Source organism: Micrococcus sp. IITD107, assembly GCF_041927415.1.
GTDB classification, from domain to species: Bacteria; Actinomycetota; Actinomycetes; order Actinomycetales; family Micrococcaceae; genus Citricoccus; species Citricoccus terreus.
In genome coordinates this window covers 262,234-286,543 of sequence record NZ_JBHFFN010000001.1, presented here as the reverse complement: position 1 = coordinate 286,543, position 24,310 = coordinate 262,234, and the positions used below count along the sequence as shown (strand labels likewise).

General features: G+C 68.8%; 22 protein-coding genes. 2 read left to right on the top strand and 20 right to left on the bottom strand.

The features are described 5' to 3' along the window. Positions 1 to 3: 3 nt before the first annotated feature. The 12 genes from wecB to coaD all read right to left on the bottom strand — a co-directional run bounded on the left by wecB (position 4) and on the right by coaD (position 12,714). A complete protein-coding gene (gene wecB / locus ACEXHE_RS01315; RefSeq protein ID WP_374784441.1) occupies positions 4 to 1,146 on the bottom strand; it encodes a non-hydrolyzing UDP-N-acetylglucosamine 2-epimerase in 1,143 nt (380 codons plus the stop codon). Positions 1,147 to 1,170: 24 nt separating this feature from the next. Beyond that, positions 1,171 to 2,037, bottom strand: a complete 867-nt coding sequence (locus ACEXHE_RS01310; RefSeq protein ID WP_374784440.1) for an ABC transporter ATP-binding protein — start codon at positions 2,035 to 2,037, stop codon at positions 1,171 to 1,173. Next, complete coding sequence (locus tag ACEXHE_RS01305) at positions 2,034 to 2,882, bottom strand: ABC transporter permease (protein ID WP_374784439.1); 849 nt, start codon at positions 2,880 to 2,882, stop codon at positions 2,034 to 2,036. The genes ACEXHE_RS01310 and ACEXHE_RS01305 overlap by 4 nt, the downstream gene beginning before the upstream one ends. 114 nt (positions 2,883 to 2,996) lie before the next feature. Beyond that, entirely contained in the window at positions 2,997 to 5,993 is a 2,997-nt protein-coding gene (locus ACEXHE_RS01300; protein WP_374784438.1) for a glycosyltransferase, read from the bottom strand. Positions 5,994 to 6,022: 29 nt separating this feature from the next. Beyond that, positions 6,023 to 7,291, bottom strand: a complete 1,269-nt coding sequence (gene wecC, locus ACEXHE_RS01295) for a UDP-N-acetyl-D-mannosamine dehydrogenase (RefSeq protein ID WP_374784437.1) — start codon at positions 7,289 to 7,291, stop codon at positions 6,023 to 6,025. Positions 7,292 to 7,349: 58 nt separating this feature from the next. Beyond that, positions 7,350 to 8,567 carry an LCP family protein gene (locus ACEXHE_RS01290; protein WP_374784436.1) on the bottom strand — a complete coding sequence of 406 codons (1,218 nt, stop codon included), beginning with the start codon at positions 8,565 to 8,567 and terminating at the stop codon, positions 7,350 to 7,352. 35 nt (positions 8,568 to 8,602) lie between these two features. Continuing rightward, on the bottom strand, positions 8,603 to 9,574 hold the full coding sequence (mutM, locus tag ACEXHE_RS01285; RefSeq protein WP_374784435.1) for a bifunctional DNA-formamidopyrimidine glycosylase/DNA-(apurinic or apyrimidinic site) lyase: 972 nt from the start codon (positions 9,572 to 9,574) through the stop codon (positions 8,603 to 8,605). Continuing rightward, a complete protein-coding gene (gene rnc, locus ACEXHE_RS01280) occupies positions 9,567 to 10,301 on the bottom strand; it encodes a ribonuclease III (protein WP_091695289.1) in 735 nt (244 codons plus the stop codon). The genes mutM and rnc overlap by 8 nt, the downstream gene beginning before the upstream one ends. Before the next feature lie 7 nt (positions 10,302 to 10,308). Then, positions 10,309 to 10,512 carry a 50S ribosomal protein L32 gene (gene rpmF, locus ACEXHE_RS01275; protein ID WP_091694458.1) on the bottom strand — a complete coding sequence of 68 codons (204 nt, stop codon included), beginning with the start codon at positions 10,510 to 10,512 and terminating at the stop codon, positions 10,309 to 10,311. A 2-nt stretch (positions 10,513 to 10,514) separates the two neighbouring features. Next, positions 10,515 to 11,033: a DUF177 domain-containing protein gene (locus tag ACEXHE_RS01270; protein ID WP_374784835.1), complete on the bottom strand. Its 519-nt coding sequence runs from the start codon at positions 11,031 to 11,033 to the stop codon at positions 10,515 to 10,517. Between the two features lie 252 nt (positions 11,034 to 11,285). Further along, entirely contained in the window at positions 11,286 to 12,194 is a 909-nt protein-coding gene (gene galU, locus ACEXHE_RS01265; RefSeq protein WP_356966023.1) for a UTP--glucose-1-phosphate uridylyltransferase GalU, read from the bottom strand. 49 nt (positions 12,195 to 12,243) lie between these two features. Next, positions 12,244 to 12,714, bottom strand: coding sequence for a pantetheine-phosphate adenylyltransferase (gene coaD, locus ACEXHE_RS01260; RefSeq protein WP_091694465.1), 471 nt, complete (start codon positions 12,712 to 12,714; stop codon positions 12,244 to 12,246). 23 nt (positions 12,715 to 12,737) lie between these two features. On the opposite strand from coaD, the gene ACEXHE_RS01255 reads away from it, so the two are divergent. Next, a complete protein-coding gene (locus ACEXHE_RS01255) occupies positions 12,738 to 14,045 on the top strand; it encodes an aminotransferase class I/II-fold pyridoxal phosphate-dependent enzyme (RefSeq protein WP_374784434.1) in 1,308 nt (435 codons plus the stop codon). Here the strand turns inward: ACEXHE_RS01255 and ACEXHE_RS01250 are convergent. The 5 genes from ACEXHE_RS01250 to ACEXHE_RS01230 all read right to left on the bottom strand — a co-directional run bounded on the left by ACEXHE_RS01250 (position 14,030) and on the right by ACEXHE_RS01230 (position 20,544). Further along, entirely contained in the window at positions 14,030 to 14,632 is a 603-nt protein-coding gene (locus ACEXHE_RS01250; RefSeq protein ID WP_091694475.1) for an RsmD family RNA methyltransferase, read from the bottom strand. The genes ACEXHE_RS01255 and ACEXHE_RS01250 overlap by 16 nt on opposite strands. Before the next feature lie 17 nt (positions 14,633 to 14,649). Further along, entirely contained in the window at positions 14,650 to 16,923 is a 2,274-nt protein-coding gene (locus ACEXHE_RS01245) for an ATP-dependent DNA helicase RecG (protein ID WP_374784433.1), read from the bottom strand. Then, entirely contained in the window at positions 16,920 to 17,975 is a 1,056-nt protein-coding gene (locus ACEXHE_RS01240; RefSeq protein WP_374784432.1) for a DAK2 domain-containing protein, read from the bottom strand. Before ACEXHE_RS01240 ends, ACEXHE_RS01245 begins: the two co-directional genes overlap by 4 nt. A 10-nt stretch (positions 17,976 to 17,985) precedes the next feature. After that, the gene (locus ACEXHE_RS01235; RefSeq protein ID WP_374784431.1) at positions 17,986 to 19,434 is read right to left on the bottom strand and encodes a polysaccharide biosynthesis tyrosine autokinase; all 1,449 of its coding nucleotides are present in this window, start codon (positions 19,432 to 19,434) and stop codon (positions 17,986 to 17,988) included. A gap of 66 nt (positions 19,435 to 19,500) precedes the next feature. Further along, positions 19,501 to 20,544: an LCP family protein gene (locus ACEXHE_RS01230; RefSeq protein ID WP_374784430.1), complete on the bottom strand. Its 1,044-nt coding sequence runs from the start codon at positions 20,542 to 20,544 to the stop codon at positions 19,501 to 19,503. Between the two features lie 170 nt (positions 20,545 to 20,714). Between ACEXHE_RS01230 and ACEXHE_RS01225 the strand changes: the two genes are divergently transcribed. After that, complete coding sequence (locus tag ACEXHE_RS01225) at positions 20,715 to 21,266, top strand: DUF3515 family protein (protein WP_277245172.1); 552 nt, start codon at positions 20,715 to 20,717, stop codon at positions 21,264 to 21,266. Between the two features lie 17 nt (positions 21,267 to 21,283). Here the strand turns inward: ACEXHE_RS01225 and ACEXHE_RS01220 are convergent, their stop codons facing one another. The 3 genes from ACEXHE_RS01220 to ACEXHE_RS01210 form a co-directional block, all read right to left on the bottom strand. Further along, positions 21,284 to 22,414 carry a D-alanine--D-alanine ligase family protein gene (locus ACEXHE_RS01220; RefSeq protein ID WP_374784834.1) on the bottom strand — a complete coding sequence of 377 codons (1,131 nt, stop codon included), beginning with the start codon at positions 22,412 to 22,414 and terminating at the stop codon, positions 21,284 to 21,286. A 98-nt stretch (positions 22,415 to 22,512) separates the two neighbouring features. Beyond that, positions 22,513 to 23,589 (bottom strand): NAD(P)H-dependent glycerol-3-phosphate dehydrogenase, encoded by a 1,077-nt coding sequence (locus tag ACEXHE_RS01215; RefSeq protein WP_374784429.1) that lies wholly within the window; start codon positions 23,587 to 23,589, stop codon positions 22,513 to 22,515. Beyond that, positions 23,586 to 24,308: a lysophospholipid acyltransferase family protein gene (locus ACEXHE_RS01210; protein ID WP_374784428.1), complete on the bottom strand. Its 723-nt coding sequence runs from the start codon at positions 24,306 to 24,308 to the stop codon at positions 23,586 to 23,588. Before ACEXHE_RS01210 ends, ACEXHE_RS01215 begins: the two co-directional genes overlap by 4 nt. Between the last annotated feature and the right edge of the window lie 2 nt (positions 24,309 to 24,310).

Sequence of the window (24,310 nt, the reverse complement as noted above, 5' to 3'; positions counted from 1 at the left end):
CCATCAGCCGGTGAAGTCCGGCAGCCGATCACCCAGGCCGAACAGATGCCGGATCGCGGCCACCGTCCGCTCCCCGGCTCGCCCGTCCCCGTAGGGGTTCACAGCAGTGGCCATGGCATGGTGGGCGTCGGCGTCGTCCAGCAGGGTCTGGACTTCGGTGTACACCCGATCCTCGTCCGTGCCGATCAGTCGGACCGTGCCCGCGGCGACCGCCTCCGGCCGCTCGGTGTTCTCCCGCATCACCAGGACCGGCTTGCCCAGGCTCGGTGCCTCCTCCTGGACCCCGCCGGAGTCGGTGAGCACCAGGGTGGCCATCGAGAGCAGCCGGGTGAACTCGCCGTAGGCCAGGGGCTCGGTGACGATGACGTGCTCCAGCCCCTGGAGCTGCGGGAGGATGGCCTCTCGGACCACCGGGTTCTTGTGGACCGGCAGCACGAAGTCCACGTCCGGGTAGGTCCGGGCCAGTCGAGCCAGAGCGCGGCCGACTCCGCGCATCGCCTCTCCCTGGTTCTCCCGTCGGTGCGTGGTCACCAGGACCAGCCGCCGATCGGACCGGCCGAGCTGCTCCAGCGCGGGGTCGCTGAAGGGCACCTGCTTCTGCACGACCTCCAACAGGGCATCGATCACCGTGTTGCCCGTGACACAGATGTCCTCCGGCCGCACGGCTTCACGCAGCAGGTTCTCGCGGCTGGTGGCCGTGGGGGCCAGGTGCAGGCTGGCGATCTGCGAGGTCATCCTGCGGTTGGCCTCCTCCGGGAACGGGGAGAACAGGTCGAAGCTGCGCAGGCCGGCCTCGGCGTGGATCACGCGGATCCCACGGTGGAAGGCCGCGATCGCTCCGGCCACCGAGGTGGTGGTGTCGCCCTGGACCACGACAGCGTCCGGGACCGTCTGGTCGAACAGCGTGTCCAGTCCTTCGATCGTCCGGGTCAGCACGCCGTTGAGGGTCTGGCGCGGGCGGATGATGTTCAGGTCGTGGTCCGGCACGATCCCGAAGAGGTGGTTGACCTGGTCCAGCATCTCCCGATGCTGGCCGGTCACGGTGATCACACACTCCAGATCCGGTGCTGCCAGCAGGCCGGCGACGATCGGCGCCATCTTGATCGCCTCGGGCCTGGTCCCGTAGATCGGCATGATCGTCGTCATCGGCTCCCCCTGTCTCCGGTGGCGTCAGACATAGTTGATGCTGACCTGCTGCAGTCGACTGCGGACCTCATCACGGATCTTCATCGCCGCGGAGTTCCGGCCCTTGCTCAGCTCCTCGGTGAAGGACTGGTACTGGGCGATGACCTCCTTGGCCGGGCCGTCGGCGATCAGTTCTCCCTTGTCGATCCACACCACTCGGCTGCACATCGACTTCAGCGTGGACATGGAGTGGCTGACCAGGAAGACACAGCCGGCCTGGGCGCGCAGCTCGTCCATGCGCGCCTTGGTCCGCCCCTTGAACTGGGCGTCTCCGGTGTTGAGGGCTTCATCGATCACCAGGATCTCTGGATCCACGGCGCAGGCGATGGCGAACCGCAGTCGCGAGGACATTCCCGAGGAGTACGACTTCAGCGGCAGGTACACGGACTTGCCCAGGCCGGAGAGCTCGACGATCGAGTCGAACTTCTCCTCGACCTGCTCCGGCGTCATCCCCATCGCCAGGCAGCCCAACTGGATGTTCTGATCTCCGGACAGTGCCTGGACGAGTGCCGCGTTCACACCCAGCATGATCGGTGTGGTCCGGGCCCGGACCGTGCCGGAGGTGGGCCGGATCTGACCGCAGATCAGCTTGCTCAACGTGGACTTGCCCGATCCGTTGCGCCCGACGATGCCCACGGACTCTCCCTGATGCACCACCAGTGAGAGCGGCTGCAGTGCACGCACGGTGACCGTGGGGTCACGGCGGACCACGGAGTAGAGCAGGCGCTTGAACCAGGGCAGCTTGCGGTGCTGTTCGCCGTGGGAGGAGGTGACCTTGTACTCCATGCTGACGTTGTCCAGCACCACCACCGGCTCGTGCGTGGTCTGGGGCGTGGTCGCTGTCTCAGTCATTCTGCACCGTACTTCTCTTCGCTGGCCCAGAAGAAGACCAGTCCCACCGCCAGGGTCCCGATCGACCAGCAGGCCAGGATCAGCCAGGACTGGGGTGAGGAGACCGAGTCGTACAGGATCGCGTTGCGCGTGATGTCCAGCACCTGGTGCATGGGGTTGAACTCAAGGATCGCCAGGGCGGTGGGATGGGAGACGAAGCGTTCGAAGGAGTAGAACACGCCCGAGCCGTACATCCACAGCCGCAGGGCGAACGGGATGAGCTGGGCGAAGTCCGAGACCGTGGAGACCAGACGGGCGATGAACAGCGACAGGCCGAGGTTGAGCAGGAACTGCAGGGCCAGCACCGGGATCACCAGTAGCCACTTCCAGCTGACGGGCTCGCTGGGCGGCAGCAGCAGGATCAGGGCGAACATGGCCACGAAACCGGGCATGAAGCCCATCAGCTCACGCAGGTTCTCCGCCAGCGGCAGCGTGGCACGCGGGAACTGGAAGGCGCGCACGACGTTGCGGTTCTGCTGCAGGGACCGCGCCCCACCGCTGACCGATCGGCTGGTGAACTGGAACATGAAGACGCCGATGATCAAAAAGCCCAGGAAGTTCTGCACACCGCGCGAGGTCTGCAGCAGGATGCCGAAGATCAGGAAGTAGGTGAGCCCGTTCAGGACGGGTGTCAGGACCAGCCAGAGGTTGCCCAGGAAGTGCGAGGTGTTCTGCGACTGGAGTCGACTGCGCGCGTTGTAGAAGACGAAACTCCGGTACGACCACAGCTCGGCGATGTATCTGAACAGTCCGGGCCGCTCGCCCACGCGCCCCAGCTGTGCTCCGGGGACGTCGATGGGGGCCACTGCTCTGACGGGGGCATCTGGCACCAGCTCGTCACTGCCTTTCACGATGGTCGAATCGACGCGGCGGACACGTCGTCACAGATCTTATCGGCCCCAGAGGCCCGCCGTGGGACCTCAGCGTTCCAGAAGGGTCCGGTACAGCTCACCGATGCGTTCGGCGTTGGCCGCCCAGGTCCGCTCCGAGACGGCCCACTGCCGGCCGGCGTGGCCGAGACGCTCACGCCGAGCGCGGTCCTCGAGCAGACCCTCCAGCGCCTGGGCCAGCGCCGCGGGATCCTCTGGCGGCACCAGCAGCCCGGTCCGCTCGTGGTGGACCAGTTCCGCCAGGGCAGGAAGGTCGGAGGCCACCACCGGGCGACCGGTCGCCGAGGACTCGACCGACTTCATCGGCGTCACAGCCCGGGTCACCGAGGTGTCCCGGCGTGGGACCACGAAGACGTCCAATGCTGAGTGATAGGCCCTGGCCAGAGAACGGTCGACCCGCCCCGTGACGATCAGGCGATCGTCGATGCCCAGCTGCTGGGCCCGGGCCTGGATCGAGGGCAGCGCCGTGCCGTCCCCCACGATCAGCAGGCGCAGGTCCGGCCTGCCCGGGGCCAGGACGGCCACGGCGTCGACCAGGGTGTCCAGCCCCTCGTAGGGGACGATCGAGCTGACCGTGCCGACATAGTGGCACTCCGGGTCCAGTCCCACGGACTCGCGAGCCGCCCGCTGCGGCAGCGGCTCCTCCAGGAACGCTCCTCCGACGGCATTGGGGCAGACCACGAGTCGCTCCGGGCTGACCCCGGCCTCCAACAGGGTTCGGCGCATGCTCTGAGCCAGGGTGATGACGGCGTCGGCTGACCGGGCCGCCTCGGCCTCACGCTCGGTGAAGAGCCGGTACCTCTCGGAGGACAGCGCCTCCTCGCCGCGCAGTGACGCCCAGGTGTCAGCTCGCTGCCCGCGGACCTCGTACACCCAGGGGATGCCCAGGGCCTCGGCCACCGCCCGGGTCACCACGGCATTGGTCCATTCGGTGGTCGTGTGCAGGATCTGAGGGCGTTCGTCCAGGCAGATCTGCAGCAGCAGCTCGGCGTGCTGCTGCAGCCGTGGTCCGAATCCCTCCTGGAGTCGTGCCGGCAGGAGTCGTCGGTACTCGATGCCGTCCACCCGGTCGCGCGGCCCGGCGGTCAGGACGCCGGTCTGGACCGGCCAGCCCAGGCGGGTCACTCCGGAGACGTCCCAGCCCAGATCGCGCAAGGCCAGCAGGGTGGAATGCGTGCGCTGTGCATAGCCGGCCCCGGTGTGCGGAAGCGAATTGGTGAGCACATGCAGGACGCGTCCTGGGACAGGACGGTAGTGCGGCACCGCTGTCAGCTGTGGCCGCTGCCCGAGGTAGCCGGAGTGCTCGGACTGCAGTCGGCTCCGCAGCCGGTCCATGCGCGGGCCCGGTGGGAGTGCCTGGATGGCCGCGCTCATGTCTCCGCGGAAGGCGAGCGCCCGCGATCGGACCTGGGCGGCCCCCGGAGTGCCGTCAGGCACCCGGGACAGGACGGCCTCGGCCTCGGCGACCTGGCCGTCGGCGACCAGGACGTCGGCCAGGGAGATCAGGGTCCGCGATGATGCCCCGTCCTGCAACGCGGTTTGCGCACGGCGCATCAGCTCCTCGGACTGTCCGCTCATCGCCAGTCCCAATGAGCTGGGCCCGGGCGAGACGCCCCGCAGCCATCTCGCCCCCAGCCGTCCTGCTCGCGCACGCACCCCGCTGGGCATCCTTCTGGAGATCTGCAGACCCAGCTCCACAGGATCACGGTCCAGGTGCTCGCGGACCGTGGCGGCCATCAGGCGCAGGTTGGTCCCACCTTGACGCAGCCGGTCCAGAGGCCCGTCCGTGCCCCCGGTCGCTGCCGGCACGGGTGATCGGTCTGCTCTCTCCGCGGCTGCGCCGGCCAGATCCACGAACCGGTCCCCCAGCAGGCTCAGGTCGGCATGCTGCTCGACCCAGGCCCGGCCGGTTCCTGCGGTGGTGACCTGCTGCTGCTGGGCCAGCCGGCGCCACAGGGCGGCCAGGGCCTCGGGTGAGGGATCCACCAGGTCGGCCTCGGTCTGCTGCAGGATCTCCGCGGCCTCACCCGTGACGATGCCGGTGATGTGCCGTCCCACCGCCAACAGGTCATAGGTCTTGGACGGAACCGTCCAGGCGAAGCTCGGCCAGTCCGGTCGCAGCGAGATCACGCAGGTGTCGGACCAGGCGTACTGGGCCTGGAGCCCCTCGCCATGCACAGGGTCCAGCATCTGCACCGGCGATCCCAGTCGTTCATTGAGCTCGGCCAGGGCCTCTTTCCGGGTGCCGGACCCCACCAACCGGACGACGATGTCCTCGGGTGCGTCGACCAGCAGTCCAGCCGCCTGGATCACGGTCTCCAGCGCCTGGCTCTCACCGTGGTTGCCGAGGTAGAGCACGTGCAGCTCGCCGGGTTCACGGTCTCTCGGCGGCACCGGAGTGACCTCGTTCAGGTCCACGCCGTTGCCGACCACCTCCACCGGGTGGATGCCTCGTTCCCGCAGGCGCTCGGCGAAGCCGCGCGTGACGGTGACGACGAGATCGGCGGAGGTCTGTGCCCGCGTGACCAGCCGCTCCATCACCAGACCCAGCGGACCCGGGCCCACACCAGCCTCACGGGCCAGGTCCGGCCAGGCGTCACGCATTTCCACGATCATCGGCGTGCGCCGCAGAGCCCTCAGGACCAGGCCGGACACCACGGTGGGCAGTGCCGGGATGGTCACGACCATCAGGTCAGGACGAGGCAGAGCCATCGAGACGGGGACGGCGGCGATCGCGTGGACCGCGTTGGCCAGGAACCTGCCGCGACGGGTGGACTGCCTTCCCGGGAGCAGCGGTGTGCGGATGATCCGTTCACCGGACGGTCCGACCGAGCTCGGCCGAGCCTGCCGGTCACCCTCTGCGCCCACCGTCGACGATCGGGACGGCAGGTGGGCCGGGTCCGGTGTCGGTGCGACGACGTCGACCTCCCACCCGGCGCGGCGGAACGCCGCCACCAGATGCTGCCACCGGCGCTGCGGAGGAGTCCTTTCAGGAAGATAGGAATGCGTGATCAGTACCAGGCGCATCGGTGCGCACCGCCTCTCTGCAGCTCCGGTCATGACCGGGGAGAGCTCTGTCGCTTCGCCCACAGCCCTCGGGTGTCCACGACCGGCTTCGAAGCCGCCACCTCCTGAAGTGCGGCGAAGTCGTCATGGTCCACGAGCATCACCACGATGTCTGCACGCTCGATGGCGTCTCTGCCATCGGCCAAGGTGACCCCAGGATGACCCGTCAGTGCCGGAGGAAGGCGGTCCACATGCGGCTCGACCGCAAGGATCTGGCTGTCGGAGAGCTGACGAGCCAAGGCGTCCACGATCGCCACGGCCGGCGACTCCCGCAGGTCGTCGATGTTCTTCTTGAACGCCAGCCCGAGGGCGGCGACGACCGGCGGACGGCCCGTCGACTGGAGGACGTCGTAGGCCCGAGCCTTCACCTGGTCCACGACCCAACCGGGCTTGGCGTCATTGACCTGCCGGGCGCTGCGGATCAGGCGGGCACTCTCCGGAGCCGCGTCCACGATGAACCACGGGTCCACCGCGATGCAGTGTCCGCCGACCCCGGGCCCGGGCTGAAGGATGTTCACCCGAGGATGATGGTTGGCCAGCTCGATCAGCTCCCAGACGTTGATGCCGAGTTCGGCGCAGATGACCGAGAGCTCGTTGGCGAAGGCGATGTTGACGTCTCGGAAGGAGTTCTCCACGAGCTTGGTCATCTCCGCAGTGCGGGCGTCCGTGAGCAGGATCTCGCCGCGGCAGAAGGTCCGGTACAGCTCAGCGGCCGCTTCAGCGGCCTCAGTGGTGACACCGCCGACGATCCGGTCGTTCTCCACCAGCTCCCGCATCACGCTGCCGGGGAGCACCCTCTCTGGGCAGTGGGCGAACTTCAGGTCGCCTGAGGTGGCCAGGTCGGGCCGTTCCTGCTGGATGACCTGCGCCAGACGCTCGGTGGCCCCGGGGGGCGAGGTGGACTCGAGGATCACCAGCTCGCCGCCGCTCAGGGTCGGTGCCAGGGCTCGCCCAGCCGACTCGATGAAGGACAGGTCGGGAGAAAGGTCCTCTCGGAACGGAGTGGGGACGGCGACGATGTAGGCCTCGGCTGACGGCGTCTGGGTCGAGGCCGTCAGTGTTCCACGGGCCACCGTCCGGCTGACGTACTCACCGAGCTCAGGCTCGACGAAGGGAACGGTTCCCGCACGGACAGCGGCCACGGTCTGGGCATTCACATCCACACCGGTCACCTGCAGACCGTGCTCGGCCAGGATGGCGGCCGTGGGCAGGCCGATGTAGCCGAGGCCGATCACGGCGACATGGGCGATGGAGGTCATTCCGTCAGTCCTTCTTTCACGAGATCCTGCACAGGGCGGTCGAGGCTCACCGTTGCGCTCAGCCGCAGACAGAGCGTGGCGCAGGTTCTGCACTGGCCGTCGACGAGGGATCGGCGTCGGTGGTCGATGAGGAGGTGGGGCTGGAGGACCGTCCACCCATGGTCGGAGAGGGTGAGGCCGTGCCACTCGGGGATGTGGTGGCCTCGGCCGGGTCCGTGGGGTCACCGGACGGGGACGGACTGGAGTCAGCGTCGTCACCGGTCGAGAGGAAGGTGTCCACCGTGCCGGACCGGAACGCCTCCTGCAGGCGTTCCATGGCCTCAGGATCCTGCTCCACGATGGAGGCACCGCCCTCCGTGGTGGCCGGCGGGCCATGCGGGACGGTGAACATCTCGATGTCACGAGGACGGATCTCACGCATGGACCAGGCGTGACCGGCGATGGTGGCGGCATCCAGCCCCTCGTCGACCGTGATGAAGGGCGTGAACCCGTTGACGACATCCATGATCCGCTTCGGGTTGGCCAGTGTCTCCACCGTGAGGATCCGACCGGCGATCGCGTTGACGAAGCGCTGCTGGTTCTGCACCCGTTCGAAGTCGCCGTCCAGGAAGGCCTTGCGCTCCCGGACGTACCGGAGGGCGTCGCTGCCGTTGAGGAGGATGTCGCCCTGCGGGAAGAAGGAGGGGTTGACCACGCCGGAGGAGAACGCATGGGGGTTGCACAGTTCGACCCCGCCCAGGGCCTCGGTCAGGCCGTTGAAGCCCTCGAAGTCGATCACGGCCAGGTGGTCGATGTCCATGCCCACCAGCTCCTCGACGGTCTGGGTCACCAGCGGGTAGCCGCCCAGACCCAGCGCGCCGTTGATCTTCCGCTCTCCATGGCCGGGGATGTCCACCCACAGATCGCGCACGATGGACATGACGTACACGCTCTGCCGATCCTCCGGCACGTGCATGAGCATCATGGTGTCGGACCTGATGCCGTCCTCACCCTTGACGTCAGCGGTGTTGCGCCCTTCGCCACGGGAGTCCGACCCGAGCAGCAGGACGTTCAGGACGCCGTCGTCCCCCGCGGTGATCCCGGCATCGACGGTCTGACGGCGATCGTTGAAGGCCGCCCCGATGAACCCGACATAGACGAGCACACAGATGATCAGAACCGCCAGCAGGCCGCCGACCAGCAGGAAGGCATTGCGCCAGGTGTGCCGCTTGGCGCGGTCGCGAGCGGCGCGTCGCGGCGAGAAGTGCTGCGAGTCAGACGACACAGTGGTTCCCATCGACGGATTCGGATCTGTCCCATGGTAGCGCGGGATCATCGTCGAGCTCGGCGCGGAACCGGCTGGCAGACGGGGCAGAAGGCCGAGGAGCGGTTCATGAACTTCTCTCGTCTGATCAGCGTCTCACGACCAGCACCGGCGCACCGTGAGCACAGCTTTCCGGCTCGGCCATAGACCTGCAGCGATCTGTCGAAGTATCCGGAGGCGCCGTTGACGTTGACGTACAGGGAGTCGAAACTGGTTCCCCCCTCCGCCAGGGCCTGCTTCATCACCTCTTGGACGGCGGCCAGCAGACGTGAGGACTCCGTGCGGTTGATGGTGTCCGTCGGCCGGGCATAGTGCAGACGTGCGCGCCACAGGGCCTCATCGGCGTAGATGTTGCCGATGCCGGAGACCAGAGACTGGTCCAGCAGCGCCCGCTTCAGTCCGGTCCGACGTCTCCGGAGGCGATCATGCAGAGTGGACAGGCTGAAGTGCTCGTCCAGGGGGTCTCGCGCGATGTGGGCGACGCTCGAAGGGATGCTCTGCCCAGCGACATCGCCAGCGGGGACCAGTCGGTCCAGGTAGAGGCCGCCGAACAGGCGCTGGTCCACGAACCTCAGCTCCGTCTCGGTTCGTTCCTCACCGTGCGGCGAGGCGGCGTCGGACACCTCGGGGCCGCTCAGCTGGAGTCGCACCCGCAGGTGCCGCTGATCGGGCGTGCTCGTTGTGTCCACGAGCAGCTGTCCGCTCATGCCCAGATGGACCACCAGCGCATGCTCAGGACGGTCCGTCGACGGACGGTGACCGGAGGCACCGTCGGCCAGCAGCGGGATCCACAGGTACTTGCCTCGGCGGCATGGCTCCTGCAGGACCCTGCCGATCAGCCCCGCCGTGAAGGACTGGACTCCACCGACCTGACGGCGCACAGACCGCTGATCCACCACCTCGAGGGAGTCGATCCGGGCTCCGGGGACCCACTGCTGAAGTCCACGACGGACGACCTCGACCTCGGGGAGCTCAGGCATCGGCCGCCGCGCGCACATCCTCCCAGGATGCCGCCGCAGCGCGCCGTTCGGCCTCCTTCTTCGACGGCCCGGTGCCCGAGGCATAGGAGACCCCGCCGACCACCAGGGTGGCGGTGAAGGTCTTGTCATGATCCGGGCCGATCGAGTCCATGCGGTACTCGATGTTGCCCAGATCCCCAGCGGCCACGGCCTCCTGGATATGGGTCTTCCAGTCCGTCCCGGCCCCCATGGCGGTCTCATCGTCCAGCAGGGGGATCACCAGGCGGTGGACCAGCGCGCGGGCCTCATCCAGCCCATGGTCCAGGAAGGTCGCGCCGATCAGGGCCTCCATGGTGTCGGCCAGGATCGAGTCCTTGTTCCGTCCGGCTGTCCTGATCTCGCCCTCGCCCAGACGAATGTGGTCGCCGACCTGGACCTGCCGTGCGACCACGGCCAGTGCCCGGGTGGAGACCAGGGCGGCGCGCATCTTGGCCAGCTCCCCCTCGGGCTGCTCGCCGAAGACCCGATACAGGTGATCGGTGACCACGAAACCGAGCACAGAGTCACCCAGGAACTCCAGGCGCTCGTTGGTCGGCAGTCCACCGTTCTCGTAGGCGAAGGACCGATGAGTCAGGGCAAGCTCCAGCGTCCCGGGGTCGATGACGACCCCGAGACGCTGAGAGAGCTCTTCAGTTGACGGGTGCCGGCGAGCTGCCGACGCCCCGTGGGATGCTCGACGCGGTGCCATGGGCACCTCAGGCGTCGGCGACCTTGCGGCCCTTGTATTCCAGGAACAGCGCGGTGCCGGCCGAGTCGGTGACCACCTGTGCCTGATGCGGCAGGCGGTAGGTGACTCGACCGTTCTCCACCGACTTCACCAGGGTCGGCGCGGTGGCCTTCCACTGAGAACGGCGGGCACGGGTGTTGGAACGGGACATCTTCCGCTTCGGAACTGCCACGGCTATCTCTTCTCTGTCTCGTCGGATGTGGTCTGGTCGGCATGGTCGGAGTGCTCCAACGACGCCATGGTGGACAGTGCGCTGAGCGCGGCCCACCGGGGGTCCACCTGGTCGTGCACGTGTCCGGGGGGCGCATCCTCCAGGCGGATGCCGCAGTCCGGGCACAGGCCCTTGCAGTCCGGACGGCACACCGGCTGGAACGGCAGGGCGGTGACCACGGCATCGCGCAGCACCGGCTCCAGGTCCACGGTGTCGTGGACCACCAGACGCTCTTCGTCACCGTCTCCGTCGGAGGCGGTGATGAACAGCTCCTGCAGGTCCACGGTGATCCCGTCGCGGATGGGGTCCAGGCACCGGCTGCACTCCCCCACCAGCTCCGCGTCGGCGGTGCCGGTGGCCAGGATCCCCTCGTGGACGGATTCGAGCCTGAGCTCGACGTCCACGGGTGATCCTGCGGGGATGCCCAGCAGGGGAATGGACAGCTCCTCCGGAGCCGGCCACGTATCCTCGAGGGTCCGCATGGACCCCGTGCTGCGCATCAGGTCCTGGACGGCCACGACCCACGGACTCTCGGAGCGGACTGACGACGATGCAGACACCAGCGTCTCCTTTCCAGACCGACAGTGTGGGCGGTGGTCCTTCTCCGGAACACCCCAAGGCGTTCCGGGCAGGGTGCACCCCAGGACCGACTGTCCAGTCTACGCGTTCAGCGTCGAGGCCGCCACACGGCTGACGCTCGGCGCGTCGACCGTGGCCCCGGCGTGGGCTGCGTCTCAGAGCTGCGCGGCGAACTCCTTGATCCAGGCGCGCAGGTCCGGACCCAGGTCATCACGGGCTGCGGCCAGGGTGATGACCGCCTTGAGGTAGCTCAGCTTGTCACCGGTGTCATACCGACGTCCACGGAAGACCACGGCGTGGACGCCGAAGCCTTCGCCTGTCCCCTCGGCGAGCACCTGGAGTGCGTCGGTGAGCTGAATTTCATTGCCGCGGCCAGGCTCGGTGCGCTCCAGGACGTCGAAGACCGCAGGATCCAGGACGTACCGCCCGATGATCGCCAGATTCGAAGGAGCCTCCCCCGCCGCCGGCTTCTCCACCAGTCCATGGACCTTCACCAGGTCATCGTCAGCACCCTGCACGGGCCTCGCCTCGGCCACGCCGTAGGCCGAGATGTTCTCCTCCGGGACCTCCATCAGCGCGACCACCGACCCCCCGTACTGCTGCTGCACGTCCAGCATGCGGGTCAACAGGTGGTCCTGTTCATCGATCAGGTCGTCTCCGAGCAGCACGGCGAACGGATCGTGGCCGACGTGGTTGCGGGCACACAGCACGGCGTGGCCCAGGCCCCGGGCGTCACCCTGGCGCACATAGTGGATGTCGCCGAGGTTGGTCGCCTCCTGGATCAGCGAGAGCCGGTCGAAATCGCCCTTGAGCTCCAAGGTCTGCTCCAGCGCCGGGACCCGGTCGAAGTGGTCCTCCAGGGCTCGCTTGGACCGCCCCGTGACCATCAACAGGTCATCGAGACCGGCCGCCGCCGCCTCGGCCACGACGTACTGGATCGCCGGCTTGTCCACGACCGGCAGCATCTCCTTGGGCATGGCCTTGGTGGCGGGAAGGAACCGGGTCCCCAGGCCGGCGGCCGGGATGACCGCCTTGCGGGCGCGAGGGCGTCGAATCTGGTCCATGGCTGTTCCTGTCTGGCGAGCGGATGGGGAAGGAGGCTGGGTCAACCGGTCACTGTTCACTGAAGCGGCGCATGACGGCACGCGGCACGAACTCGGAGATGTCTCCTCCGAGCTGGCTGATCTCCTTGATCAGCGACGACGACAGGTGCGCATACCTGCCGTCTGCAGGCAGGAAGACCGTCTCCACGCCCGTGAGGTGTCGGTTCATGGTCGCCATGGGCATCTCATAGTTCAGGTCCGTGGAGTTGCGCAGCCCCTTGACCACAGAGTTCGCACCGACCTTCCGGCAGAACTCCGCCAACAGGCCCTCCCCCATGGCCACCACGCTGATGCCCTGCAGGGACGAGACGGTCTCCTGGATCATGGCGATGCGCTCGTCCACGTCGAAGCGGTGGGTCTTGTTGTAGTTGGTGGAGACGGCCACGATCACCTCGTCGAAGAGACTGGTGGCACGGGCGATGATCTCCACATGACCGTGGTGCAGCGGGTCGAAGGATCCAGGGCAGACGGCGCGGCGCATGTCTCGAACATACTATGGACCGCATGGCAGACGCACAGGAGCATCCTCGAACGTCATCTCCGGAGTCGGTGCCCCTCGCCCACCCGCCGGAGGGGCCGTGGCGGCGCGCCTCCCGAGCCACCGGTCTGCTGCGCGGAACGGCACCCACGCCGACGGTGTTCGAGACGATGACCGGCTGGGCCCGCGAGCACGATGCGGTCAACCTGGGTCAAGGCTTCCCCGACCAGGACGGCCCGGCCTGGATCCGGCAGATCGCCGCCCAGGCGATGCTGACCGAACCGACCTCCGGCGCCGCCTCTCTGAACCAATACGCCCCCGGGACCGGACTGCCCAGCCTGAGGGCCGCCGTCGGGCATCACCTGGAACGGCACCGCGGTCTGCAGCTGGACCCGGACCGCGAGATCCTGATCACCACCGGGGCCACGGAGGGGATCGCCGCCGCACTGCTCGCCCTGGTCTCACCGGGCGACGAGGTGGTCGTCTTCGAGCCGTTCTACGACTCCTATGCGGCGATGATCGCGCTGGCGGGCGCCGTGCAGGTCACGGTTCCCCTGAGCGCGCCGGACTTCCAGCCCGATCCGCTCGACCTGGAGTCGGTGGTCACCGAGCGGACCCGGATGGTGGTGCTCAACACCCCGCACAATCCCACGGGTGCCGTGCTGGCCCCCGGTGTGCTGGACCAGCTGATCCAGGTCTGCTCCCGGCACGACCTGCTGGTGCTCAGCGATGAGGTCTATGAGCACCTGGTGTACGACGGCGAGAACCACGCCGTGGCCAGCACCCCCGGAGCCTGGGAGCGGACGATCACGGTCTCCTCTGCCGGCAAGAGCCTGTCCCTGACCGGCTGGAAGGTCGGCTGGCTGACCGGCCCCGCTGAACTGGTGTCAGCGGTGCGCGCCGTCAAGCAGTTCCTGACCTACTCCTCCGGTCCCGCGTATCAGGAGGCCGTGGCCGAGGCACTCCTGAATGACCGGGGATTCCTGGCGGACCAGCGTGACCGATTCCGCAGCACCCGCGACCTGCTGGTGGACGGGCTGCGCCAGGCCGGTCTGGACCCCGTGGTGCCCGCCGCCGGGTACTTCACCGTGGTGGACCTGGCGCCGTGGGGAGTCCAGGATGCAGCCCATGCCGTCCGAGAGCTGACCGTGCAGGCAGGCGTCACCGGGATCCCCGTCAGTTCGCTGTGCCGACCGGATCAGCCGGGGCCGCTCCACAGCTGGGTGCGGCTGGCCTTCTGCAAACGACCGGAGGTGCTGCAGGAGGCGGTCCGCCGGCTCGGAGCAGCCGCAGACCTGGCACAGGACGGGGCCTTCGCTCAGCCCACCCGCTGACAGTAGAAGACCGAGGTCTCTCCGTAGGTGCGCTGTTCCACCGGCTCCAGACCGGCTGGCCAGGACGGTTCCGCCGAGCGGGCCGAGCGCTCCAGCACCAGCAGCCCGTCCGTGACCAGCGCCCGGACGACCCGCTCCAGGGTGGCATGCAGCTCCTCCCCCTCGACCGGGTACGGAGGGTCGGCCAGGATCAGATCCCAGGGACCGGCAGGCCCGGTGGCGGCCTCGGCGGGGTGCCCGGCCGCGATGAGCTGGTCCAGCACGGCGTCCACCGGGCGGACGATCACCTGCGGGACCGGGGAGCGCAGTGCCTGTGCCACCGCCCGGACATTGGCAGAGCACACCGACGCTGCACGTCGATCCTTCTCCACGAACAGCACCGACGCGGCCCCACGGCTCCACGCCTCCAGGCCGAGGGACCCTGAGCCTGCGTAGAGATCGGCCACGGCGGTCCCGTCCAGCCAGCCGCGGGAGGAGAGCCAGGAGAACATCGCCTCCTTGGTGCGGTCCGTCGTCGGGCGCGTGCCGGTGCCCGGCACCGACCGGAGCGGGAGGCCCCCCGCTCGTCCGGCGATGATCCTGCTCACTGTGACCGCCCTTCCACTCAGCCTCGCTCCAGATAGTCTGCCGCCTCGGCGTGCCCCTGCTCCCAGCGGCGCACTGCGGTGAGTAGTGCTGGGTGCCCGTCCAGCCCCCCGTCCTGCTCGAGTCGGACGGCGACCCAGTCAGCGCACAGCTCGATCACCGCCGCATGCCGCAGCACGGAGAGCACCTTCAGTCGGCTGCCTCCGTGTTGTGCGGCACCGGTGATGTCGCCCTCACCACGCTGGTGCAGGTCCGCGCGAGCGATCTCCAGTCCGTCCTGGGTGCCGGCCAGGACCTCCAGACGCTCCAGTGCCGGATGACCGTCCGGACGGCGCGTGGCCAGCAGGCACACCGATGCGGCCCCACCCCGACCGACACGTCCCCGCAGCTGGTGGAGGGTGGACAGGCCGAACGCATCGGCATCCAGCACCGCCATCACCGTGGCGTTGGGGACATCCACGCCCACCTCCACGACCGTGGTGGCCACGAGGACGTCCAGGTCTCCCCGCACGAAGCTGCCCATCACCTCATCCTGGTCGGCGGGCGACATCCTGCCGTGCAGACCCGCCACGCTCACCCCCTGCAGGACAGGCAGGCCCTGCAGCCGAGGCACCATGTCCTCCACGGAGGCATCATGACGACGGTCCTCCAGTCCCCCGCCATCACCGGAGAACTCTGGGTCAGCAGGGGCGGATGGCTCGGCGTGATCCTCGAGGGTGTCGGTGGGGTCGATCTTGGGGCAGACCACGAAGGCCTGATGGCCGGCCGCCACCTGCTCGGCGATCACCTCCCAGACTCGGGCGATGACACGGGGACCGTGGGACATCCGGGCCACATGGGTGGTGACCGGCTGCCGCCCGGACGGCAGCCCCTCCAGGACCGTGAGGTCCAGATCGCCGAAGACGGTCATGGCCACGGACCGTGGAATCGGGGTGGCGCTCATCACGAGCAGATGGATCCCCGGATTGGCCTGCCGCAGTGCCTCCCGCTGGTCCACACCGAAGCGGTGCTGTTCATCCACCACAGCCAGTCCCAGCTCAGCGAACTGGACGTGGTCGGCGAACAGCGCATGGGTGCCCACCACGATCCCGGCCTGTCCCGAGGCGATCGCGAGCAGAGCCGTGCGGCGCTGGGCCGTTGACATGGACCCGGTCAGCAGCACCACCGTGGTGGACGGTCCGTCCGGTGCAGACAGCGTCCCGCCCTCGGCCAGCGGCCCCATGGCCTGGAGCAGGGAGCGATGATGCTGCTGGGCCAGGACCTCGGTGGGCGCCACCAGGGCCGCCTGTCCACCACCGTCGACCACCTGCAGCATGGCACGCAGGGCGACCAGGGTCTTGCCGGATCCGACCTCGCCCTGCAGGAGACGGCTCATGGGATGCCCGGCTGACAGGTCGGCAGCGATCCGCTCGCCCGCTCGACGCTGGCCAGGAGTGAGGTCGAAGGGCAGTCGATCGTCCAGGGCCTGGCGCAGTCCGTCGGGCCGATCAGGCCACGGCCGCGAGGTCGCGTCCGCACTCGCGGCACGCCGCAGTCCGAGCGAGGCCTGCAGGATCAGCGCCTCCTGCACGGCGAACCGCTGCAGCGCGCGGCGGGCCTGGCCGATGGAGGACGGCCGGTGCACCTGCCGATAGGCTTCGGACAGCGGAGGCAGCGGCTCCCCGCCGTCCGGGGCCGCCTCGGCCAACAGCTCAGGGGGAACCGGATCAGTGATCGCCGACCAGTTCACGGCGCCCAGCACGGTCTCCACGCTGCTGCGTACCACCCAGCTGGGAACCTTGCCCGTCGCCGGGTAGACCGGCACCGGCCCCAGGTCCTGGGTGGACGGCGCCGAGTCCTCGTCCAGCACGGTGAAGTCCGGGTTGTTCAGGGTCAGCTGCCCTCGATACATCGCGGTCTTGCCATGGAACATGGCCCGGGTCCCGGCGGACAGCCGACGCAGGGCGTCGTGGCTGTTGAAGAACGCCATCGCCAAGCTCACCGGTCGGCCCGGGTAGTCATCGGTCACCGTGACGTCCACCAGGAATCCGCGTCGGCTGCGCATCTGGCGTCGACTCACCGAGATGACTCGGGCCACCACGGTCACCGGCTCCCCCACCGGCAGGGCGGCGATGGGAGTCAGCTCGCCACGCTCGATCCAGCGCCGAGGGAAGTGGTCGAGCAGGTCTCGCACCGTGGACATGCCGAACTCGCGCTCCAGCCGCTGGGCCGTGCGGTCCCCCAGCAGACGGACCAAGGGCTGGTCCAGCGGCTCAGTGGACGCGGGCCCACGGGGAACGGTCCGATCACTCACCCGGCTGGCCCGTCCTGACCGCGGCCGTCCGACATGCAGGAGGCCTCATCCGAGCCGGCCAGCGGCTCCAGGACCAGGTTGGTCGGCGATCCGGCGGAGCGCAGCATCGACAGCGCCTCGTCAGCATCGACCACGTGGGCATGCAGCCGCCACGTGACCGCACCGTCCGGGCCCGGATCGGTGTGCAGGGGACTCATGATCACCGAGTCGCCCACCTCGTTCAGACCGAAGCGCAGCGTGGCCGCGGCCAGCGGATCAAGCCGGATGCTGCACATCAGCTCATACCCCTCGACCGGGTCGATCTCTTCGTGGATGTGCGGCGACTCGGGCCCGAACCCGTGGAGTCCGTCCACCAGATCGGGGTCCAGTGCGGTGTCCAGCACCGACGCTCGGAGGGCGTCCAGCACCAGCAGCAGGCCCATGCCTCCGGAGTCGACCACCCTGGCCTCGGTCAGCGGGGCCAACTGTTCCTCCGTGTGCTCGACCGCAGTCCAGGCCGCCGCCACCACGGCGTCCAGCGCCTCCGCCAGCACCCTGCGCCCGTCGCGCTCGGCTGCGCTGAGCCCCTGCAGGCCGGCCAGGTGATCAGCCGCCGTGGACGCCGCGGAGGCGAGCACGGTGAGCATCGTCCCCTCCTGCGGGTCCGAGAGCGCGGCCCATGCCGCTGTGCGGGCGCGCTCCAGCGCCACGGCCAGGGCGGGGGCGGTGAGTCGGTCCAGTCCGGACAGCGAACCGGACATGGCCGTGAGCATGACCGCCAGCAGGGTCCCCGAGTTGCCCCGAGCCTGGTCCAGGGCGGCGCGGCCGGCCAGCGCCAGGACCTCACCGAGGTCCTGTTCGTCGCCGGTGAGCGAGCCGCCCTCGTCCACGGCCAGACGGGCGGCACGCACCGTCTGGTACATGTTCGTCCCGGTGTCGCCGTCGGCCACGGGGAAGATGTTGATCGCATTGAGCCGGTCCGAGGCGTTGCCCAGCGTGGTCTCGGCCAGCGCAAGCCAGGACCTGACGCTGTCCGCTCGTCGACGCGCCGCTGACGCGGTGGCTGCCATCATCGGTGCCCCCTCACCGGAAGCGCATGCCCGTGACGGACGCGCGGCTCCTCTGCCGGGCCCGCTTCCGGGAACCGCCGGAGCGGTGAGATGCCGTCGACTCGGCAGCATCAGGCTGGTAGTCGTAGTACTGGTAGCCGCTGCGCTTGATCGGGACGCGGGTCAGCACCAGCCCGAGCAGCCGCGATCCGGTCGCCTCCAGGTTCTCCAGGGCGCCCCGCAGCTGATCACGATGGTTGTATCCGTCCACCCGGCACACCAGGATGACCCCGGAACATTGGGCGGCCAGCACGGTGGGGTCGGTCACCGGCTGCAGCGGCGGCGCATCGAGCAGGACGATCTCGTAGTTCTCGCGGGCCCAGTCAAGGAAGCGCCCCATGGCCTCGGCGCCCAGCAGCTCGGACGGGTTCGGCGGGACCTCTCCGGCGGTGATCACGTCCAGCTCGGCCGAGTCTCCCCACACCTGGACGGCGTCCTCCACGTCGATCTGACCGGAGAGGATGGTGGAGAGCCCGACGGCGCCCTCGACTCCCAGGGTCTTGGCCACGCGCGGACGGCGCAGGTCCGCATCGACCAGCAGCACGCGGGTTCCGGACTCGGCGAGCATGACGGCGAGATTGGTCGTCGTCGTGGTCTTGCCCTCGCCCGGCACGGACGAGGTCACCACCACGGTCTGAGTGCCACCGTCCACATTGGTGAACTTCAGGTGGGTGCGCAGCTGGCGGTAGCTCTCGGCCCGGTGGCCCCAGGTGGAGTCATCCACCGTCAACAGCGGTTCGTCCTCGGCTGACTTGTCTTCGGCCACCACCCCCAGCACCGGCGCGTCGGTGATCCGCTCGATGTCCTCTCGGCGGCGGATACGGGTGTCCAGGATGGTCTTGAGCAGGGCGTAGGCGACGCCCAGCGCGGCACCGACCACGAGCCCGAGGGCCAGGTTCAGCAGGGTGCGGGGGCTGGAGGGCGAGGTCGGCACCCCGGCAGGATCCACGATCGACAGGTCCACGAGCGGCTCGCGTTCGTCGCCCGGAGTCTCCACCTCTCCGACGGTCCTGATCAGCGAGGCCGCCGTGGCGTCCGCGATCTGCGCGGCGGTCTCAGGATCGGTGTGGGTGGCCGAGAGATTGATCAGCACGGTCTGCAACGGTGCGTTGGCGGTGACGGTCTCGGCCAGGTTCCTGGGGGTGGTGTCCAGGTCGAGCTCCTCGATCACCGGCTGGAGCACGCGGGGGCTGGTGGCCAGCGAGACGTAGGAGGTGACCCGCTTCTCTGAGAAGCTGGAGCCCTGAAGGATCTCGGTGGCGCTGTCCCCGCCGCCCACGGCCACGAAGACCTGAGTGGTGGCGGTGTACTTCGGCTTGGTCAAGGCGGTGGCCCCGGCGGCCACTCCCAGGCCGAGCAGGGTGATCAGCAGGATCGGCAGCCAGTTCTCCCGAAGGATGCGCAGATAGTCTTTCAGGTCCACCGTGGATTCTCTTTCGATAGTGTCAAGGCCAGCGGCCCTCAGTGCATGGTCACTGACGTCCCAGCGTCAGGATGCAGGCTGGATCCGTGCCAGATCGTCGTCCTGCAGGGCGGCGCCGATCTCCTCGATGCCTTCCCAGTCCGGCCACACCACGGACTGGCTTCCTGCTCGCCCGATCCCCTTCGTGGGGACAGTGAACATCTGCACGTCGTCACGGCGGATGCCGGTCAGCGTCCGGCCGATCTCCACGAGTTCTCCGGAGTCCAAGGTGTCGTCCACCGTGAGGTAGGGCGACATCGTCTCCACCATATCGGAGATGAGACCGGGGTTGGTCAGTGTGCGGGTGTTGAGCACCTCGGAGATCACGGCCCGCAGGAACAGCTGCTGGTTGCGCACGCGACTGTAGTCTCCGTCGGCGAACGCGTACCGCTCACGCACGAAGGCCAGGGCCGTGTCACCGTCCATGGTCTGTGGTCCGGCGGCGAAGTCCTTGCCGCCGTTGCCGGAGCTGAAGGCCCGCGGGTTGTCGATGGTGACGCCGCCCAGGGAGTCCACGATCCCTCGGAATCCCTCCAGGTCCACCGCGGCCACATGGTCGATCCGGGTGCCGAACATGCTCTCCAGCGTCTGGACGGCCTTGGGGACCCCGCCGAAGGAGTAGGCGGCGTTGAGCTTGTGCTCCCCTTCACCGGGGATCTCCACCCAGAGGTCACGCATCACCGACATCACGAAGATGTCTTCCCGATCGCCGGGGATGTGGACCCACATCATGGTGTCGGAGCGTCCGGCCTGGGGGACGTCGGGCAGGTTCTCCCGCTCGCCGGAACCGCCTCCGGAGTCCGAGCCCAGGAGCAGGATGTTCAGCGGCTCGTGCTGACCCTCCTGGGTCGGAGCCTTGGTCGGTCGCTGGTCTTCCGCAGGGAACGCCGTCTCGAACTTCTCCGTGGAGTCGTCGAAGGTCGAGGCCAATCCGGACAGATAGACCACGGCCACCGTGCCTGCGCCCAGCACCAGGACGAGCAGGACGCCCAGGATCCACCGGCCGGCCCTGCGGCCGCGCTGGGGGCGCCGAACGCCCTCCGAATCCTCATGTGGCGTGGTTGCGGGCACCAGTTCCTCCAGGGTGGGGTCGTCTCCGCTCGCACCTGGCAGGACGGCGGCGAGAGGCCGTGCATGCGCGGAGCGGACTGTGACGCCGGAACCGCAGACCATACGAGTTCGGCTCGTCTCATGGTACGGTACCGCGCCAGCGCCCTGCGGCAGCACGTACCCTGGATGCCATGTCCCCCACTCTGCACCCCCTGCCTGTCCGCGCCCGCCTGCTGGCGGCAGGACTGGTTCTCTCCCCGATCGGACTGGCCCTGGCTGCCTGCGGCGCTCCCGTGGCGGACGTGGAAGCGGCGCCCGGGGCCACGGATCCGGTCTGCGCCGAGGCGATGGTCTCGTTGCCGGACCAGGTGGCCGGGTTCGATCGTCGCGAGACGGACAGCCAGGCCACGGCCGTCTGGGGTGCCCCCTCAGCCGTGGTGCTGCGGTGCGGTGTCCCCACTCCCGGCCCCACCACGGAGCACTGTGTCACGGCCAACGGGATCGACTGGGTGACCCGGGACGACCAGACGCATTGGACACTGACCACCTACGGCCGCTCCCCTGCTGTCGAGGTCGTCTTCGATGACACGCGCGCCGCCTCCAGCTCGGTGATGGTGGATCTGGCCTCCGCGGTGGGACGGATCCCTGCCAGCGGTGCCTGCACCTCCACGGGCCCGACGACGGCTCCTCCCCTGCCCAGTGCAGGGGCACCTGACGCGGGGCGTCAGGACGAGGGCGACTGACTCGCCCGTTGGGCTGCTCAGCGCAGGCCGGTGCCACGCTCCAGCGCGAGGTCGATCAGCTCGTCCAGCAGTTCTGCGTAGGGCAGGCCGCTGCGCTCCCACATGGCCGGGTACATGCTGATCGGAGTGAAACCGGGCATGGTGTTGATCTCGTTGATGATGAACTCGCCGTCGGGCGTGTAGAAGAAGTCCACCCGGGAGAGGCCCTCGGCTTCCACAGCGTCGAAGGCCACCACGGCCAGCTCTCGCACGGTCTGGATGGCCTGCTCGGGAAGCTCGGCGGGGCAGGAGAGATCAGCTGCGCTGCTGTCCTGGTACTTGGCGGCGAAGTCGTAGAAGTCATGGTGGTCGGCGCCATCATGGACCACGATCTCACCGGGCAGAGAGGCTCGGGGCATCTGGGTGCCGTGTCCGTCCAGGACGGCGCATTCGATCTCTCGGCCCACGATCCCGGCCTCCACCACGACCTTGGGATCGTAGCGTCGGGCCTCCTCCACGGCCGCCCGCAGACCGGCCGGCTCGGTGACGCGGGTGATGCCGATCGATGAGCCGGCACGCGCTGGTTTGACGAACACCGGGAACTCCAGCCGGGCGGCCCGGTCCAGGGCGGCCTGTGGATCGGTGAGCCACTGCCGGTCGGTGATCGTCTCCCAGGGTCCCACGGTGAGCCCGGCGGCCCGGAAGGCGACCTTCATGAAGTGCTTGTCCATGCCCACAGCCGAGGCGAGCACTCCGGGGCCCACATAGGGGATCCCGGCCATCTCGAGCAGGCCCTGCAGGGTCCCGTCCTCACCGTAGGGCCCGTGCAGGACGGGGAAGACCACGTCCACGCCGCCGACACCGGGGATCGGGTCCGTCTCCTGCTGTCCCACTGGTCCGGACGTCGCGCAGGTGCGTGCCGGCAGCAGCTCATGGCCGTGTGGCGTGCTGGAGAGCACCAGCGGGATCTCCGGTTCGGGCACGCGGGGCAGCTCGGTCCCGCTCAGGGACCAGAGATCCGGATCTGACTGCACGGCGGCCCACTGTCCGGTGGAGGTGATGCCGACCGGGACCACCTCGTACTTCTGTGGGTCCAGGGCGCGCAGCACGCCTGCCGCGGTCACGCAGCTGACGGGGTGCTCGCTGGAGCGTCCCCCGAACAGGACCATGACGCGCAGCCGGCCGTCTGTGCCTGACCCTCGATGAGCAGGGGGCGTTGCCGCGCGGTCCGCGCCGATGGGTCCGTCGGTCTCGGCGGGGTTCTGGCTCACTGGGGTCCTTCCGGTTTCAGATCTCGTGCCAACAGCAGTCCGGCGATCGATCGTACATCCAGCTGCCCGTTGACCACGGCGTTCACGGCCTCGCTGATGGGCATCTCCACACCGACCCGCCGGGCCAGGTCGACCACGGCGGAGACCGACTTGATGCCCTCTGCGGTCTGGCTCATCTGCTCGGAGACCTCGGCGGTGGTCAGTCCCTGGCCCAGCAGACGCCCGGCGCTGCGGTTGCGGGAGAGCGGGGAGGCGCAGGTCGCCACCAGGTCGCCCAGTCCGGCCAAGCCAGAGAGCGTCTCGGCATGGGCCCCCAGCCGTGCGGCCAGCCGCGTGGTCTCGGTCAGCCCCCGGGTGATGACCGAGGCCTTGGAGTTGTCCCCCAGCCCCTGTCCGTCACAGATCCCCACGGCCAGCGCGATCACGTTCTTGACGATCCCGCCGATCTCCACCCCCGGCACGTCCGTGTTGGTGTAGGGACGGAAGTATGGCGCCGAGGTCCGGGAGACGAGCAGGGCGGCGGTGGGCTCATGGGCGGAGGCGATCACCGTGGCGGTGGGCTCCTCACGAGCGATCTCCAGAGCCAGGTTGGGACCGGAGACCACGGCGAACCGCTCCGGCGGCAGCCCCAGCACCTCGGCGCACAGCTCGCTCATCCGGGCATCCGTCCCCCGCTCGAGTCCCTTGACCAGGGACACCACGACGACGGCCGGGTCCAGGGCGTCTTTGACCTCCAGCAGGGTGGCCCGCACCTGCTGGGCCGGGACAGCCACGACCACCACATGCGCATCGCGAACGGCTTCATTCAGGTCCGAGTTGGCGGTGAGCAGTGAGGGCAGCTCGATCTCCGGCAGATACTGGCTGTTGCGATGCTCCTGGGTGATCTCCTGTGCCACCGCCTCACGGCGCGCCCACAAGGTGATCTGGGTGCCGTCGTCGCCCCGGTGACGGGCGCTGTCGGCGAGCACCTTGGCGAAGGTGGTCCCCCAGCTGCCGGCGCCCAGCACCGCCACCTTCAGTGCGGTGGTGTCGTCCGGCAGCCTGAACGCGGGCTCCTGGGCGGACTGGGTCACGCGGAGTCTCCGTTCCGCGTCCCGGTACGGGGGTCGAAGCGTCCCACCTGCATGGTCTCGCCCCTCAGGTCCTCCACCTGGGTGGTGATGGCCGTCATGATCCGTTCGGTGGCCTCCTCCAGCACGGATCGGGTGTGCGGCACGGTCCTCAGGTCGTCCAGCTGGACCGGTGGGCCGACCTTGATGCGCGCGTTCTTCCGGGGCCATACCCGGGGGTAGCGGCCATGGCGGGGGAACATCTCCTGGATGCCCCACTGGCCGACCGGGATCACCGGCGCCCCGGTCTTCAGGGCCAGGCGAGCCGCACCGGTCTTCGCCTTCATCGGCCACAGCTGAGGATCGTGGGTGATGGTCCCCTCGGGATAGATCAGGATGGCTCCGCCCTCGGCCAGGACCCGCTCTGCCGCCTCCAGCGAGGCGCCCCCGCCACGGGTTCGCTCCACCGGGATGTGGTGCATGCCGTGGAGCATCTTCCCCACCACCGGGATCCGGAACAGCTCGGCCTTGGCCAGCACGTGGGGCAGGTGCCCCTGGTTGTAGACCATGTGGGCCAGTGCCGGCGGGTCCAGCTCGGAGATGTGGTTGGCCACCAGGATGAACCCTGTGTCCGGGATGTGCTCCAGACCGGACCAGTCCTTGGCCGTGAGCAGATTCATGGCGGGACGGACCACACTGGCCGCAGCCAGGAATCCCGCCCGCAGGGAGAGGGGAGCCTTCACCG